15 protein-coding genes and 2 riboswitches are annotated in these 17,150 nt (G+C 43.6%); of the genes, 12 read left to right on the plus strand and 3 right to left on the minus strand.

The window, feature by feature from the left end; all coding sequences use genetic code 11:
* Positions 1 to 63: 63 nt before the first annotated feature.
* Positions 64 to 1,050, minus strand: coding sequence for a LacI family DNA-binding transcriptional regulator (locus tag CBF27_RS01540; protein ID WP_126811681.1), 987 nt, complete (start codon positions 1,048 to 1,050; stop codon positions 64 to 66).
* A gap of 157 nt (positions 1,051 to 1,207) precedes the next feature.
* Between CBF27_RS01540 and CBF27_RS01545 the strand changes: the two genes are divergently transcribed.
* From CBF27_RS01545 to thiW, 10 genes are all read left to right on the plus strand, one after another.
* Positions 1,208 to 2,536 (plus strand): extracellular solute-binding protein, encoded by a 1,329-nt coding sequence (locus tag CBF27_RS01545; RefSeq protein WP_126811683.1) that lies wholly within the window; start codon positions 1,208 to 1,210, stop codon positions 2,534 to 2,536.
* Positions 2,536 to 3,411: a carbohydrate ABC transporter permease gene (locus tag CBF27_RS01550; protein ID WP_126811685.1), complete on the plus strand. Its 876-nt coding sequence runs from the start codon at positions 2,536 to 2,538 to the stop codon at positions 3,409 to 3,411. Before CBF27_RS01545 ends, CBF27_RS01550 begins: the two co-directional genes overlap by 1 nt.
* Positions 3,398 to 4,234, plus strand: a complete 837-nt coding sequence (locus CBF27_RS01555) for a carbohydrate ABC transporter permease (RefSeq protein ID WP_126811687.1) — start codon at positions 3,398 to 3,400, stop codon at positions 4,232 to 4,234. Before CBF27_RS01550 ends, CBF27_RS01555 begins: the two co-directional genes overlap by 14 nt.
* Before the next feature lie 10 nt (positions 4,235 to 4,244).
* Positions 4,245 to 5,786: an alpha-amylase family glycosyl hydrolase gene (locus CBF27_RS01560; protein ID WP_126811690.1), complete on the plus strand. Its 1,542-nt coding sequence runs from the start codon at positions 4,245 to 4,247 to the stop codon at positions 5,784 to 5,786.
* Positions 5,786 to 6,691: a DUF1861 family protein gene (locus CBF27_RS01565; RefSeq protein ID WP_126811692.1), complete on the plus strand. Its 906-nt coding sequence runs from the start codon at positions 5,786 to 5,788 to the stop codon at positions 6,689 to 6,691. Before CBF27_RS01560 ends, CBF27_RS01565 begins: the two co-directional genes overlap by 1 nt.
* A gap of 11 nt (positions 6,692 to 6,702) precedes the next feature.
* Positions 6,703 to 7,767, plus strand: a complete 1,065-nt coding sequence (locus CBF27_RS01570; protein ID WP_126811694.1) for a BtaManbiosPhlase — start codon at positions 6,703 to 6,705, stop codon at positions 7,765 to 7,767.
* Positions 7,757 to 9,526, plus strand: coding sequence for a phospho-sugar mutase (locus CBF27_RS01575; protein WP_245985894.1), 1,770 nt, complete (start codon positions 7,757 to 7,759; stop codon positions 9,524 to 9,526). Before CBF27_RS01570 ends, CBF27_RS01575 begins: the two co-directional genes overlap by 11 nt.
* 625 nt (positions 9,527 to 10,151) lie before the next feature.
* Positions 10,152 to 11,480: a H2O-forming NADH oxidase gene (gene nox, locus CBF27_RS01580; protein WP_126811699.1), complete on the plus strand. Its 1,329-nt coding sequence runs from the start codon at positions 10,152 to 10,154 to the stop codon at positions 11,478 to 11,480.
* Between the two features lie 242 nt (positions 11,481 to 11,722).
* Positions 11,723 to 11,812, plus strand: a riboswitch (TPP riboswitch).
* 139 nt (positions 11,813 to 11,951) lie between these two features.
* Entirely contained in the window at positions 11,952 to 12,638 is a 687-nt protein-coding gene (gene tenA / locus CBF27_RS01585) for a thiaminase II (protein ID WP_126811701.1), read from the plus strand.
* Positions 12,619 to 13,185: an energy coupling factor transporter S component ThiW gene (gene thiW / locus CBF27_RS01590; protein ID WP_126811703.1), complete on the plus strand. Its 567-nt coding sequence runs from the start codon at positions 12,619 to 12,621 to the stop codon at positions 13,183 to 13,185. The genes tenA and thiW overlap by 20 nt, the downstream gene beginning before the upstream one ends.
* Before the next feature lie 57 nt (positions 13,186 to 13,242).
* Here thiW and CBF27_RS01595 read toward each other — a convergent pair whose 3' ends face one another.
* The gene (locus CBF27_RS01595; protein ID WP_126811705.1) at positions 13,243 to 13,719 is read right to left on the minus strand and encodes a DNA-deoxyinosine glycosylase; all 477 of its coding nucleotides are present in this window, start codon (positions 13,717 to 13,719) and stop codon (positions 13,243 to 13,245) included.
* 81 nt (positions 13,720 to 13,800) lie between these two features.
* Complete coding sequence (locus tag CBF27_RS01600; protein WP_425469913.1) at positions 13,801 to 15,015, minus strand: chloride channel protein; 1,215 nt, start codon at positions 15,013 to 15,015, stop codon at positions 13,801 to 13,803.
* Positions 15,016 to 15,068: 53 nt separating this feature from the next.
* A riboswitch (Fluoride riboswitch) is annotated at positions 15,069 to 15,146 on the minus strand.
* A 313-nt stretch (positions 15,147 to 15,459) separates the two neighbouring features.
* Between CBF27_RS01600 and CBF27_RS01605 the strand changes: the two genes are divergently transcribed.
* Positions 15,460 to 16,044: a LemA family protein gene (locus tag CBF27_RS01605; protein ID WP_126811707.1), complete on the plus strand. Its 585-nt coding sequence runs from the start codon at positions 15,460 to 15,462 to the stop codon at positions 16,042 to 16,044.
* A 102-nt stretch (positions 16,045 to 16,146) separates the two neighbouring features.
* Positions 16,147 to 17,079 carry a TPM domain-containing protein gene (locus CBF27_RS01610; RefSeq protein ID WP_170174964.1) on the plus strand — a complete coding sequence of 311 codons (933 nt, stop codon included), beginning with the start codon at positions 16,147 to 16,149 and terminating at the stop codon, positions 17,077 to 17,079.
* Positions 17,080 to 17,150 lie beyond the last annotated feature (71 nt).

Raw genomic sequence — 17,150 nt, forward strand, 5'->3', positions numbered from 1 at the left:
GCGGGCTTTTGGAAGTTTTTTGTCGTGAGGAATGATATAGGTGTGTGGCTGACCAAAAGAGTCTTACGGCACGAGTTTTGTGGACTCTAAAATATTTAATGCTGGCAGTATCTGTTTGTGCACAAAAGGTTTTTTAGGGAATTTGATTCTGTCAATCATGGTGGACACAGCTAATTCTCCCATATAAGATAAATCTGTTGCCACGTTTGATAAAGTTGGCTGGGCCATTCTTGTGAACTCAGTGTCATCGAAACAGATGATGCTGATATCATCAGGAATAATGTATCCCTCTGACTGCAAGTAAGAATTTAGCATAAAAGCCAATCCGGAATTCACACAGAACCAAGCTTCGGGCATGCTTTGAACGTTTTTCAAGCTATTGAAAAGCGCGCCTTGACTTTCTTCGATTTCAGTAATTTCGATATTTTTATCGCGAGTTATGTGGCTGTCTTCTAAAGCTCGTTTATACCCTCGGTACCGTTCGAGATAACTAGGAGAAAATGCGGTATCGCCTATAAATCCGATTCTTTTATGTTTGTTTTTCAATAGTAGCGACACGGCCAGATATGCCCCGTCAGTGTTTTTGGATAAGATTGCATCTGAAAGGAGCGAAGGGTCGTGATGGTCAATCAGTACAGTCGGAATCTTGCTTGCGATAACCGCGTTGATGTATTCATTGCTGCTGTGCGACATAATAAGCACGCCAGCATAGTCACTTAAATTTTGTGGCAGCAGGAGTTTATCAATCATATCAGCGGATAGCGTGCACGTATCTAAGCTGAATTTATTTATTTCACAGTGTTTTTTGACGCTGGCAACTATTTTTCCGAAGAAACTTGTTTGTGAAAAAGCAAATTCGGTTGCCATCAACAGCAGTTTTCCTTTGTCTTTTGTCTTGCTTTCATACTCATACCCCAATAAATGAGCAGTTTTGATAACAGCTTTTTTTGTTTCCTCGCTTACACCGTCTTTATCCCTTAATGCCTGAGAGACGGAATTTCTGGAAATTCCTAAATGGTCAGCGATATCTTGCATAGAAACTTGTTTCATGTGATCCTCCCTAGGAAATAGATTTATACTTTTCTAAAACATTATACCACACCTTTGTAATTATTTGTAATCATGATTACGTAATCTTGACAAAAGAAATTACAGATGGTAGCATTGGGTTGTCTTAAGAAAACGGTTACTCGAAGGAGGAAGAAAAATGAAGCTTAAAAGAATACTTGGTGGTTTGTCGTTAGCTGCATTGTCGCTACTTATTTTCTCAGGATGTGGTTCATCGAAAGACGGGGGTTCAAAAGATAAAGCCGGGGAAAACCAAACAAAAATTACGTTTTGGGCAGCCCCAAACCCGACTCAATTGAAATATTGGGAGGAAATGGCTGAATCATTCCAAAAAGAAAACAAGGACATCATTGTAGAAGTATCTCAGATGAAAGAAAGTCCATCATCTGAAGCAACAATTCAGTCTGCTATTGCTTCTGATACGGCGCCGACATTGTCGGAGAATATCAATAGAAGTTTTGCTGCGCAATTGGCAGCTAGTGAAGCCATCGTCCCGCTAGATAAACAAGATGCTTTTTCAACAATTGTTGCTGACAGAAACATGACTAAAACGATTGAAAGCTGGCAGTTCTCAGATGGCAGCCAATATGTACTGCCGGTCTACTCTAATCCTATTCTGTTTGCTTGGCGTTTAGACAAGCTGCAAGAGATGGGATTTGAGGAAGCGCCAAAAACTTATTCGGAATTGCTTGAAGTGGCTAAAAAATTGTCCGAAAGCAAAGGCGATACAGTACTTTGGGCTAAAAAAGACTTGGGCGACCCGACAGCTTGGATGCGCTGGTTTGATTTCTTCCCGTTGTACAATGCAGCGAGCAAAGGCAGTGCTTTTGTAGAAGATAATAAATTTGTTGCTGATGAAGCTGCGTTGAAAGATGTTTTCCAATTGATGTCAGAATTGTCAGAACTGAAGGCTCTCCGTACCGGTGAGGCAACAGACCCGTTTGAAAATGGCGATAGCATCATGACAGATTTGGGACCGTGGACATTTCCAAACTGGGCGGAAAAGTATCCGGAGTTGACGTACGGTGAAAACTATACTGTTACAGCACCTGTTGTTCCTGATGCATTGAGCGGCGAAGAGCAGATTTCAACTTATGCAGATGCTAAAGGCATCGTCATGTATGCTCAGGCGACTGAAGAAGAGCAACAAGCAGCAATGAAGTTCCTCGAGTTTGTTTACGGTAATGTGGAAAATGATATGAAGTGGTTGGAAGTGACGAGTCTCATTCCAGCTCGGGATGACGCGACAGAAAGCGATGAATTCAAGGAGTATTTCGAGAAAAATCCGGCAATGAAAGTCTTTGCCGAAAACGTACCTGCCGCTGTTCCGGCAATGGACAATGAAAATTATAATGATATTCAACAAGCATTTGGAGAAAAAGCATGGGTCCCTGTTATCAGAGGTGAAAAACAAGCCGCTGAAGCGGTTGACAGTGCTAAGGAAGCTGTTGAAGGAGTGTTTCAATAATGAAACAAAATAACAAATTGGGCTGGCTATTTACCAGCCCCTATCTTATTTTTACAGGTATCTTTTTCTTATTGCCATTATTGTGGTCTTTTTGGTTAGCGCTAACTGATTGGAATATGATTTCTCCCAACATTAACTTTGTCGGCGCTGAAAATTTTTTGAATGCAATCAAAAGTCCGGCAGTTCAATCTGCATTTGTTGTGACGTATAAATTTTTAGCGGTATTTGTTCCGATGGCACTAATCATGTCAATGGTTATTGCATTACTGGTGAACAGCTTGCCGAAATTCAAGGGCTTGTATATGGTTGCCTTTTTCCTGCCGTATTTATCAAGTGGGGTTGTAACATCACTCATCGTTAAAGGATTGTTGTCATATAATGGTCCATTCAATACTTTTTTGCGTAATCAGTTTCAATTGGACATAGACTGGCTTGGAAATGCTCATACAGCTATTTTTATTGTGTCTTTGATGATTGCGTGGAAGATGTCAGGTTATTATGCGTTGATCTTGATATCCGGCTTAGCCAATATCAATCATGAAATATATGAAGCTGCTGCGATAGACGGCGCCAGCAAATGGACAACCTTTTGGAAAATTACTTTTCCGATGTTGTACCCAGCATTTTTCACAGTCACTGTGTTAGCTGTAGGAGTCAGCTTCGGCATATTTACCGAGGTTTACCAGCTGACAGGGGGAGGCCCGAACTTTGCAACAAATACTTGGCAGATGGAAATATATAATCAGGCATTTGTGAATTTAAAATCCGGTTATGCGTCCTCTGTGGCTTTGATATCCTCTTTTGTGACATTTGCTTCTATTGGTGTGATTAGAAAACTTTTAGAAAAATGGGGTGAAAAAAATGGTTGGTCGTAAAAAAAATAAAGCAGCAGTGGTTGTGCGGTATGTTGTCACCACGATTGTGATGTTGATAATGACTTTTCCGTTTGTTTATTTGGTCATGCATTCATTTGCATCTTGGGACCAAGTCGACAGGAAAATCATTCCAAGTGATTTCACTCTCCGTTCATGGACGTGGTTGTTTGGCGATGCTTCGACATCAGCTAATGCACCGTGGATTGGAGCATTTATCAATACGATTATCGTAGCGACAATTGCCACATTTTTAATGCTTTTATTTGCACTGATGGTTGGCTATGCACTGGCGAAAATAAAATTTAAAGGGAAAAAATTTGTGAATAATTTCATCCTGTTTCAAATGTTTTTCCCAGCAATTATTTTGTTGATTCCACAATTCTTGATGATTACCAAGGTTGGCTTACTTGATTCTTATGCCGGGATGATTATACCGACGGCAATCAGCTTATGGGCTATCTTTATGTATACGAATTTTTTCAAAGCCATTCCGGATGCGTTGATTGAAGCAGCAAAGCTTGATGGTGCAACAGATATAGCCATCTTATTTAAAATCGTGCTGCCGATGTCAAGATCCATTACGACGGTTATATTCCTGTTCCTTTACACGGATAGATGGACCAATTTGTTATGGGATATGATTGTCACGAAGAGTGACAGCACGGTCACTCTCAACGTCCTTATCTCGCAAATGTTCGGTCCGTATGGTACGTATCCGGGTCCAATGTATGCAGCTTCTGTTTTACTGACATTGCCGCTGATTATTCTTTTCCTGATTTTCTCGAAACAGTTCCAAGACGGCATGCAGTTTACATTGAAGTAGGAGTTGTCTTATGAAGTGGTGGAAAAAAACAGTTTTCTATGAAATATATCTCCCATCTTTTTTTGACAGTAATGCTGATGGTATTGGCGATTTAGCAGGGGTGCTGAAAAAAATTGATTACTTAAAGTCGTTAGGAGTCGGCGGGATTTGGCTGACCCCTTTCTATCAGTCTCCAAAGGTTGACAATGGCTATGATGTGTCCGACTACTATCAGATAGATTCTGATTACGGCAATTTTGACAATTGGCGGAATCTAGTGTCATATGCGCATCAACGCGGTATAAAAATCATTGTCGATATGGTGCTCAATCATACATCAACGCAGCATCCGTGGTTCCAAGCATCGCGTAAAAGCCGGCACAACCCAAAAAGAGAGTGGTACATCTGGCGGAACGAGCCGAATAATTGGGAATCGTTTTTTGGCGGAAGTGCCTGGGAGTTTGATGAACAGACAGAAGAGTATTATTATCACAGCTTTTCCAAAGAACAGGCAGACTTAAATTGGACCAACCCGGAGGTCAGATCCGAAATGTTCCGGGTGCTGGACTTCTGGATTGATTTGGGCATTGATGGTGTACGCTTAGATGTTATCAACAATCTCAGTGTTGCCATAGAAATGCCTGATAATCCTGTTGCTGATTCGGGTGAACAGATTCATAAGTACGACGTGAATCAGAAAGGTATTTTATCTGCCATCAGAAGCATCAAAAAGCACCTTTATTCAAAAGACAGCGAGTTGTTTGTTGTTGGCGAAGTCAGCTCCGATGAACTGTCTGTTATCCGCAAGTATGTCGGGGAGTCTTTACTGGATACTACATTCAATTTTAATCTGGGCAGCATGGAGCAGTTTTCTGCGAAAAAAATAGTTGACGAGTTAGCTGCAATGAAAGAGCTGTATCAGGATGGCACATTACCGACACTGTTTTTTAACAGCCATGACATGGCGCGCTCGTGGAACCGCTTGGCAAGTGGCCAGTTGGATAGATATCTGCAGTTAGCAGTTCTAGTTTTATTGAATTGCGGCATTCCTTTTTTATTCCAGGGTGAAGAATCAGGAATAGGGGATTTTATTCCGGAAGATGTGCAGTCAATCAGAGATATCCAAGCGATGACAAAATACTTGTCTGAAATTGAAAAAGGCAGTAGTGTCGACAGTGCTTTGGCACAGGCGAATAGTGTCAACCGGGATAAATCAAGAGGGTTTATGCCGTGGGAAGAAGCAGCAGAGAGTGCGCCAAAATGGATTGGTTACGGCAAAGTAAATGCTGATTGTTGTGAAATCGTTGATTGGTACAAACGGTTGCTGGCTATTAGAGCGACATATATCAGTCATCAAAAGCCGCTAGAAAATTTAACTTGGCAAGATGGTTTGATCTCATATGAAATCGGCCAGTTAGTTATTTATTTAAACTTCAATAATCAGCGGGATTGTGAAGTGATGATACCGCCTAATAGTAAATTGCTGTTGGGCAGAGGAAAATTAGAGGACTCTGGCACATGCTGCTTACTTTCACGTAATGGCATTTGGATAGGGCAGAAAGGACGCAACTAATGATTGCAATTGATGAATTATTAGCTACTCATAGAAAAAAACAGCAAATCGGGCACGCGGAAAACATCGTATTTAAAGGAGTAGGAGAGAAAGATGTGTATAACATTACTGCTCCTTTCCGCTTGTCCGGCAAGGAAGTGATTGCCGGCAGAGTCGAGTCGCGGGAGTCGGAAATTTCTGAGATAAGATTTTTTTCTCAATGTGATTCGACGGATGAATGGCATCCGGTCGCACCTTCCCTGTCATTGCCTTTACAGGACCCGTTTGTTACAAAGATAGGCAATGAACTTATAATCGGAGGCGTACAGGCTGAGTTTGATGATGAAGGGAAAAACCCGAAATGGCGTACGAATCTTTACTTGCTGACTGATTTTACTAGCGTTGACCACATCTTCTCCGGACCGTACGGTATGAAAGATATCCGATTAGCCGAATTGGGGAACGGGCAGATTATCGTCCTGACCCGACCGCAAGGCGGTGCGGCAGGTAGAGGGAAAATTGGTGTCAACATCATTGAAAAGTTAAGTGATTTGTCAATGGCTGTCATTGACGCGGCGGTTTTGCTTGAAGACCAGTTCAACGATGAAGAGTGGGGCGGCGCCAACGAGATATATGTAGATGACGGCAGAGTGTGTGTGTTAGGACATATTGCTAAGTTTGATACTGACGGAGACAGGCATTATTATGCCATGACTTTCGAGTTGGACAGTACATATAAAAAAATGATTCGCCCTCAAATCATTGCGGAAAGAAGAGACTTTTTACCAGGTCCGGCTAAAAGGGACGATTTAAAGGATGTCGTCTTTAGCGGCGGACTGGTTATGACTGGTGAAACAGCTGTTCTTTATGCAGGGATAAGCGATGCGGCTGCTCAAAAACTAACAATAAAAAATCCATTTAAGTAAGGAGAAGATAAATGAATATCAATCGTTTTAAAGAGAACCCACTAATCACGCCCAAAGATGTGAAGCCGCTTCATGACGGTTTTGAAGTCATCGGGGCATTCAATGCCGGTGTTGCGGAATATAATGGCGAAGTGTTACTACTGCTGCGGGTGGCGGAGCGTCCGATTGCAACTGATGAACAGCAGATTAAAGCGCCGGTTATTAATAAAGAGACTGGGCAGTTAGAAATCATTACCTTTGATAAAAATGACCCGAAATATAATTTTGATGACCCCCGGACAATTCGATTGGCGGATAATCTTGAGCGTTTTGACTATTTGACGTCACTCTCGTATATCCGGATTGCCCGGAGCAACGACGGGCATCACTTTACTATTGATGATCAGGCATTTATTTATCCATATAATGAGTATCAGACGTTCGGTATTGAAGATGCACGCTGCACTAAAATAGACGATGTTTATTATGTGAATTTCAGTTCTGTTTCTCCTTACGGTGTGTGTGATTCGCTGATTTCTACTGTTGATTTTAAAACGTACGAAGACATGGGGAATATTTTTGCACCTGAAAATAAAGATGTCCTGATTTTTCCAGAAAAAATCAATGGTCAGTATTATGCGCTTCATCGTCCTTCTTTAAAAAGTATCGGCAACTATGACATTTGGATTGCGTCTTCACCAGATTTGAAGGCTTGGGGCAATCACACTCATTTAATCGGAGTAGACAAAGACAATTGGGACAGCGGCCGCATCGGCGGAGGCTTGGTTCCAATCAAGACCAGTGAAGGCTGGCTGGAAATTTATCATGGTGCCACAGAAGACCACAGATATTGTATGGGCGCGGTCCTGTTGGATTTGAATGACCCGACTAAAGTGATAGCCAGAACGAAGACACCAATTATGGAACCGGATGAATCATATGAAAAACAAGGTTTCTTCGGAGATGTCGTGTTCGGCTGCGGCGGTCTTGTCAAAGGCGATACACTCACCATGTACTATGGGGTAGCTGATACATCAATGGCTGGCTGTGAAATGAGCATCAAGGAAATTTTGCAGCAATTGGCGAATGAAAGGTGATTACGTGGATTGGGTAAAAAAATATAATGAGTGGATGCACCAGCCGGACTTGGATGCCAGACTAAAAAAAGAGCTGCTGCTGATCGAAAAAGAGTCAGAGAAGGAAGATCGTTTTTATGATTACTTGGCATTCGGAACAGGCGGCATACGCGGTCAGTTAGGTGTCGGTACAAACAGGATGAACATTTATACGATTAAGCGGACGGCCAAAGGGTTGGCACAGTTTATTGCAGACCAGGGCGTGGAAGCGATGAAGGCAGGTGTGGTCATAGGTTATGACAATCGTTACCAGTCAAGAGAATTTGCTGAGTGGACTGCCAGAGTTCTAGCGTCAGCCGGCGTTCATGTATCGTTAATGGCCAGAATGTGTCCGACACCTGAACTGGCTTTTCTGGTGAGGGAACTTCACACGTTTGCCGGGGTGATGATTACAGCAAGCCATAATCCGGGAGACTATAATGGTTTTAAAGTTTATGGCAATGACGGCGGGCAAATCACATTAGAAATGGCGGGAGAATTATCCAAGCTGTTGTCGGCAATCGATGATGAATTAACCATTAAAGCAGATTCCCTGATTTCTTACATACTAGCCGGAGATGTTGATTTGCTCGATGAGCAAGCAGATGCATTGTATTTAAAGTGTTTAGCAGAGGTTAGTCAAAATAAAGAACTGGCGAAACAAGCAGGAAGCCAGCTGTCAATCCTTTATACGCCATTGCATGGCACGGGGGAAGCGCTGATAACAAAAGGGCTTGCACATGCAGGATTTACCCATCTGACGGTATTAGCCAGCCAGGCAGATGGCGACCCCGGTTTTTCGACAACAACATTTCCGAATCCTGAAGTGCGGACTGCGTTCGATTTATCAGTTGAAACAGCCGTAAGTGACGGAGCTGAACTGATTTTGGGCACCGACCCTGATTCAGACAGGCTGGGAGTCGTGCTGATGGAAAACAAGGTCCCTGTTTATTTGAATGGCAACCAAGTCGGTGTATTGCTGCTGAGTTATTTGATAGAAGAAGCTGTTCGTCAAAGGAAAGATTTGTCTGATTATTTTATTGCGAAAACAATTGTGACATCCGACCTTGGGAAAAAGCTGGCAGAAAAATATCAACTCGAAGTCAGAGAAACGTTAACAGGATTTAAATATATTGGAGAACAAATCAAAGTAGCGGAAAAAGAGGGATCGAAAATTTTTTTGTTCGGCTACGAAGAAAGCAATGGTTATTTAATAAAACCCTTTGTGCGGGATAAGGATGCAATTCAAGCAGCGTTGTTAATGGCTGAACTGTCATTGGCCTGTAAGCAAAACGATTTGACACTGACACAAAAGCTGGAGCAAATTTATGAGGAGTTCGGTTTCTTTCTGGAAGAACTTGATACGATAGAATTTCCGGGAAAAATCGGGCTGCAAAAAATGTCTGACTTAATTTCGCTTATACGTCAGACACCTATTATGGAAATCGGCCATAAGAAAGTTCTTATCAAAGAAGACTATTTAACTGGCGACAAGCTATTTATGGCTACCGGGCGGACAGAACGGCTCGAATTGCCCAAGTCGGATGTTATTAAATTTGTGTTTCAAGATGACTCATGGATTTGTATTCGACCTTCTGGAACAGAGCCAAAATGTAAAATCTATTACTCAACTTGCGCCGGCTCCTACGAAGAAAGCAGCACGGATATGCTGGCGATGAAACAGTCATTCCAGTCACTGATCAATGATCTGAACCGAGAACCTGTATATCAAACACTTTAGTATATAACAGCAAAACAAATGAAACGGATTGTACGTGAATATCGTGCAGTCCGTTTGTTTATTTGTCAGGTAAAAAGAGCAATTACCCACCGTATTTATCCCGCAAGCCGGTGCATAAATAACTATTTATTATTTTTTTAATAATAGATAAATTGTTTTTAAATTTAAGTATTCAACAGCTTGATCTGCTTTTTTATATAAGCAGACAATTTATTTGTTTTGTAATGATTATTTTTCAAAAAAAGACAAATGACAATTTCATTGTCTAATTAATCAGATAACTTTTTATGCTGTTTCTAACAGGTTAACTGTAATTAAAAAATGACAGCGTTTTATTTCTCAAAAATACCTTTCAAAAAATAGTGTATTTATGATTGTTTTTTTGATATAATTTATATAGATGGATTAGTGATAAAAATCACTTATTATAATATTTATTTCTTTACAATGTGTCAAATGTTACTGGCAGTCCCGGTAAGCCGGGGGATGATCAGAAATCAAAATAAATAAAGTTATTTATAGGATGTGTTAAATAACATTTTTTATAGTGCGGAATGACAACTGGTGTGAAAATCCGTTTATGCGGATTTTAACTATAAAATACTATATTTAGGAGGAATTTCATTTGAAGACAGTAATTATTGGAACGAATCATGCAGGCATTGCAGCGGCTAATACATTGTTGGACACGTATCCGGATCAAGAAGTGGTCATGATTGATAAAAACACTAACTTGAGTTATTTGGGTTGCGGGACGGCACTTTGGGTAGGCAGACAGATTGATTCTTATGAGAATTTATTTTATACGAATAAGGAAGCATTTGCAGAGAAAGGTGCAAGAATCAGCCTGGAAACGACTGTCACGCATGTTGATTTTGATAAGAAAATTGTCTATTGTGAAAAGAATGATGGGGAAACCTTTGAAGAGTCATACGACAAATTGATTTTAGCCACTGGTTCTGTGCCAATTTCGCCAAATCTTCCCGGCAAGGACCTGAAAGGTGTAAATTTCTTGAAATTATTCCAGGATGGTCAGGAAGTTGACCGTCAAATGAGCGATCCGAACGTAAAAAATGTCGCAGTCATTGGTGCCGGTTATATCGGTGTTGAAATTGCAGAGGCTGCCAAACGGCGGGGCAAGGAAGTTAAACTGTTTGATGCAGAGCCGACCAGCTTGGCCAGTTATTATGATGACTGGTTCACAAAAGGCATGGATGCTAACTTGGAAAAACACGGCATTGAGCTGCACTACGAGGAGTTGGCCACAGCTTATAAGGGCACAGACCATGTGGACACGCTGGTGACAGACAAAGGCGAGTACCCGGTTGATTTAGTCATCAACGCCATCGGTTTCCGCCCGAACAATGAACTCGGCAAAGAACATCTGGAACTTTTTGCTAACGGTGCTTATCAGGTGGACCGCCATCAGCAGACAAGCGACCCTGATGTTTATGCCATCGGCGACTGTGCCATCGTTTACTCCAATGCACTGCAGGCCGAAGCTTACATCGCACTGGCGACTAATGCGGTACGTTCCGGTATCGTTGCGGCACACAATATCGGCGGCACGCCGTTAGAATCAATTGGGGTGCAAGGCTCAAATGGCATTTCGATTTTCGGCTACAACATGGTTTCCACTGGCTTATCCGTGAAAATGGCCGAAAAGAATGGTCTGAAAGTCAGCTACACGGATTTTGAAGACCTGCAGCGCCCTGGTTTCATGAAAGAAAATGCAAAGGTAAAAATCCGCATTGTGTATGAAACAGAATCGCGCCGCGTGGTCGGAGCACAGCTGGCGTCAGAAGAAGACATTTCAATGGGTATCCACATGTTCTCGCTGGCGATTGAAGAAAAAGTGACTATCGACAAATTGAAGCTATTGGATATTTTCTTCCTGCCGCACTTCAACCAGCCGTATAACTACATCACAATGGCCGCACTAAGCGCCGAATAAACATAATCTGCCGGTTCTCCAAATATTGGAGAGCCGGTTATTTATTTTGTAAGAAGCGGCCCTGCCGGCAATCATCCGGAGGGAGAAACAAAATCGCTTTTTTCTGGAATCGGCCAACACCCCAGCGCGATACGGAAAAGCTGTCTGTAAATGGGGGGACTGTTGCCAAAAAGAAGCTCACCATCTAATGATAAGTGGACGCACTAAACGACCGCGTGTTATAATTTTGGTACATGCTAATATAAAAACATTTGGGGTGCGTAAAAGCTGAGATGATACCCATAGCATCTGATCCAGTTAGTACTGGCGAAGAGAAATGTCTTTTGACTGAAAAACGCTTATTCTGTTATGACGCCCATCCATTGATAGTGGACGGGCTTTTTTATGCAATCAGGGTAACTAGCCGTTAGTTTAGTCACTAAGTCCGGCTGTGCGCCTCCATCTGTTTAAAATTTTTTGGGAGGCGATTGCGTGTTTACAGAAAAAGTGCGAAAGAAAACCATTCCTTATTGGGAAGGCAGTTTCAGTCATCCGTTTATTGTCGAGTTGCAGAAAGGGTCGCTTGACAGTGACGTCTTTCGTTATTATTTGATTCAGGACCGCTATTATTTGGAACATTTCAGCAAACTGCACATATTGTTAGCGGAAACGGCGGCTGACAAAAAAGTCCGGGACATGCTGCTGTCAGGGGCAAAGCATCTGGCAGACGGCGAGCTGATGATTCGCGAGGAGTTCTTCAGTGAATTACGTATCACAGATGAAGAAATAGCCAAGACACCTATTGCACCGACAGCCTACCACTACGTGTCTCACATGTACCGCCAGTTGACTGACGGTACAATGAACAGTGCTCTTGCAGGGCTTTTGCCGTGTGCATGGCTGTATCAGGAAATCGGGGGGCATCTCGCCACAGGCGGCTCGCCGCATCCTCTCTATGACCGCTGGATTGAAACATACGCAGGGGAAGACTCTGCCCAAGAAGTGCGCAGGCAATGCAGCCTTTTGAATACATTATATGAGCACTCTGACGCAGTGGAGCAGCATCAGATGACAGAAGCGTTTGTTATCAGTGCCAAAATGGAGTTTTTATTTTGGGAGATGGCGTACACGCTGCAAACATGGCCGGAAGGTGATCATCATGCCGTCCCATTCCGCTAAACTGAAAAAGCTGATGCTGCTGGCAATGATGACCTCCCTTGATGTAGTGCTGTCGCCTTTGTTTCGGATTGAGGGGATGGCGCCGATGTCCAGTGTGATAAATGTTATCGCAGCCGTTTTGATGGGCCCTCTTTATGCGACTCTCATGGCATTGGCCTGCGGTGTATTGCGGATGATGCTGCTGGGGATTCCGCCGCTTGCCCTGACCGGCGCAGTATTCGGTGCTTTTTTTGCCGGCATCGGTTATCGCTGGGGGAAAAAAAGCGAATACGCGATGTTAGGCGAATTCATCGGGACAGGTATTATCGGCTCCCTGTTGTCCTATCCGGTCATGGTCTGGTTTACCGGCAGTGCACAAGAGCTGTACTGGTTTGTCTACACGCCCCGCTTTGTCGGCGCGGCCATTATCGGTTCATCAGCTGCCCGAGTGGTCTTGTTGAAGTTGCAAGAGATACCTCTGTTTATCAGCATGCAGCACTTGTTTTTCGGGTTTGCGTTTGAATCGCACCCCCATAGTTTGCCTATTTCACGATCTAAAATAAAGTAATACGTCACATCCCCCGTCTGGAAAAACTTGTCAGTCTTTCCAGACGGGGGATGTTGTTTATAAAATGGGCGTAAGCGCCTGCTGCCAGTCGATTTTCCGGTCTGCCATGCGGCTGTTGTTGGCACCGCTGGTGGACAAGCACTGGACGACTTCATAATCAGAAAAAATACCGGACGCCATCACTTCATGGTAGGCTTTTTTCCCGTTTGCAATCACGCGTTCAATCGGGGCTGCGGCGAGGAGGGAGCTGAAATCATTGAGTCTGGTTTCTTTAAAGTTGGTATCTGCACTGCCGGTCCGGTTAAAATAACCGTAAACATCCCACAAGCCAATGTGATGGGCTTTCAGTTGAACCAAACGCTCCTGATAATCTTCCGGCACAGGCAGCTTTAGGCAATCAAATATGATTCGCCAGAAGTAATTGCCGGCATTGCCGTAATACTGATTTTTTCTTAATGAAACAATACTCGGTGCGCTCCCGAGTATGAGTATTCTGGTCTGTCCGTCGTATACGGGGTCAAATCCTTTTTGCATCTTCTATCCTTCCTCGGTAGTCTTTATCTTTTATTGTAAAACAGATGTCTGTGTTTGACAATTTACGGGCACAATTCTCGGTTATCGGATGCCCTGTTTTTGCTGCGGATAAATGGATTTATTCATGTTGCAGAGGTAGGCAGCCGTACATACGATAAAAAAATAAGGAGTATAGTGAAATCCGAATACTTCAGCTCCGATAAAAATCGGCGCAAGAAAAGTGTTGGTGGCACTGCCGAAAACAGCAGCATAACCCATCGCAGCCGTTAAAGCAGGCGGCAATCCGACAACTTGACTTAAAACCATGCCAAGCGATGCCCCAATGGAAAACAAAGGTGTGACCTCGCCGCCCTGGAACCCGGCGCTGATGGTCAAGACCGTCAACAGCAGTTTCAAAAGCCAGTCATAGCTGTAAATCGTTCCGGCTGAAAAACTGGCATCAATCAAATTCGTCCCTAAGCCCGAATAGCGGCCTTGGTACATAATAAACAGCAGGCAGCTGGCAATGACGCCGATGATGCCGATGCGGACAACAGGATGGCTGATACGTGCCGCCAAGTACTGTTTTGTCCGGTTGAGCGAAGCGGCAAACAGCAGTCCTGTAAGGCCGAACACAACACCTGCAACAGCCAGTTTCAGCAGTGTCGTGCCATTCAACTGAACCGGACTGTTCAATGCAACCGTAAATGCTTCAAGTCCCAATTTTCCCGCAACGGCACTGGCTGTGAAAGCAGCGATTGTTGAGGAAAGCAAGGCTTCGTATTTGAACGAGCCGATGACCAGCACCTCCAATGCGAAAAAAATGGCTGCGATGGGCGTTTGAAACAATCCAGCGAAACCGGCTGCCATACCGGTCGCAAGAAACAGACTGCTCTGGCTACCGCGGCCGGCGTAGCGCCCGACCCAGTTTGAAACAGTTGCCCCCAGCTGCACGGCCACGCCTTCCCGGCCGGCACTGCCGCCGAATAAGTGGGTCAGCCAAGTACCGACCATGACAAAGGGAATCAGCCGTTTGGGGATGACTGACTCCTTTTCGTGACCTACCCGAAAGACCAGTGTCATTCCCTGGCTGGCATTTTTCCCGTAAGTGATAAACAGATAAGTGAAAATCATCCCAGCCGGTGCAAGAAAAGGAAGCAAGTATTGAACATTCTGCTCCCGCGCTCCTGATACGGCCAACAATACTTGACCAAACAGGGAATCAAGACTCCCGACGATTCCCCCGATGATTAAACTGGCAACAATCAAGACCAGCAAGTTGCCGGCTTTCTTATTTTGTGTGTAGCGGTCGATGATAACCCCTCCTTTTCTCTGATGTTTCCCAATAAAAAAGACTCCTGCCCTTGCTGTCAAGGCCAGAAGTCATTAGCCGGTTGCGGCGGTTTAGAACGAACGTGTTCAAGGGAGACATCATTCCCTTTCTTTCTGTTGTCAGTTTACCGAGAAAAAAAGCAAGTGTCAAGTGTTCTTCGGCCGACATTTAATGAGCAATCAGCGGTTTTCCGGGCATTTGGCCCCATTCTTCTTTGTGTAACCGGTCAAATACTGGTAAGATGAAAGTGGGGAAGTCTTGTTTTTAATGACTCTTACAGCCAATCGGTGTGTTTTGACACTTAACGGTAAAATTTGTAATATTTTTGTAAAAATCAGCCCTTAGCCCTATGACGCTCACTGGCGACAGCGATAAAATTGATATATTACCAGATGAAGCAATTAAAACAACTAAAGGAGTTGGTAATAATGAAAAAGAAAACAATAGTGTTAAGTAGTATCGGAGTCGTCATCGCTTTGATCGCTGTCTTTTTTATAACAACGTACAACAATCTGGTATCGCTGGACAATGACGTCAGCGCCAAATGGTCGCAAGTCGATAATGTGATGCAGCGGCGGTATGATTTAATTCCAAATCTTGTGAATAGTGTCAAAGGCAGTATGAAGCAAGAGCAGACAGTTTTTAATAATATAACTGAAGCCAGAAAGGCATACGCCAATGCAACAGACGAAACATCAAAAATAGCCGCAGACAATCAAATCGGCGAATCTGTCGGCACGCTGGTGAATATCATTCACGAGCAGTACCCTGAATTGGGATCAAATGAAAATGTCAAAACGCTGATGACTCAGCTGGAAGGTACTGAAAACCGTATCTCTGTTGAACGCAAGCGTTACATTGATACTGTCAACGAGTATAATAAATCAATCGTTCGGTTCCCAAGAAATGTGGTAGCCAACATGTTCGGTTTTGAAAAGAAAGATAACTTCGAAGCAGAATCGGGCGCAGAAACTGTTCCGACTGTTGACTTTGATACAGAAGGCAGCAACTAAGGACCATCAAAAGGGGTGGGAATAATGAAAAGAATGTTGACAAACAGGGATGGCTCAGTCATTTTCCGTCGACTGTTACTCCTTCTCTTGATACCTTTTACTATGTTAACAAGCGCTGCCGTGTATGCCGAAACGATTTACGTGCAGGATGATGCGAATGTTCTATCTGAAGCGACAAAGCAAAAAATTGCAGATTATAATGCAACCTATGCTTCACTCGAAAAGAAACCAGAACTTCTGGTGAAAACAGTCCAGTCATTACCGGAAGGCCAGTCTATTGAGGAATACTCCATGGAGCTGGCAGAAACATACAAAGTCGGGGACAAAGAACACGACAGCGGTGTGATATACACATTAGCGATTGATGAACGGCAGTCCAGACTGGAAGTCGGCTATGGCTTGGAGGATGAGATTCCTGATGCCATGACGGATGTTGTGACCGATGAAACAGTCAAAGATTTTTTCAGGGAAGAAGATTACGACAGCGGGATTTCAGCAGTTGTCGACAATATCAATGCGCTTCTGACGCACGAGAAAACGATTGAAGATTTTGAAGAAGAAGATAACAGTGGTGTGCTGGTGGTAATTATGGTTGCGCTGGGAGCGTTCGGTTTTCTTGCTTACGCACTTGCCAGATACAGCAAATACCGCCAGATTAAAGACCAATACGCAAAAGATTTCTTTAACCAAGCAGACGACATGGGCATTTACTTGCCGCCGAATGTCAACATATTTACCAGTAAAGACCAGACAGTCAAAGATGTCCAACAGGCACTCCGCACAAAAAATAAAGCTCGCGACGACGAGTGGCTGCCTGACTATTACGATTTCCTGTTTGCCGGCGGTTTTCTGACCTTTTGGGCCTTCTGTTTTGCCACTAGTGCGATTAGAGGAACCAGTGTCTACACTAATCACGGCGGCTGGTTTTATGGCGGTGATAATGATGACCACGATTCCTTCTTCGGCGGCGGAGGCAGCGGCGGGTCGTTCGGCGGCGGTTCCTTTGGGGGCGGCGGCGGGACATCCAGCTGGTAAGCGGACAAGCACTGCTGGAAAAAAATGCGAAGCCCGTTGTTTTTTCAAATAATTGTCAGTTAAAAGACAGG

It is taken from the genome of Vagococcus acidifermentans, assembly GCF_003987655.1.
Classification (GTDB): domain Bacteria; phylum Bacillota; class Bacilli; order Lactobacillales; family Vagococcaceae; genus Vagococcus_B; species Vagococcus_B acidifermentans.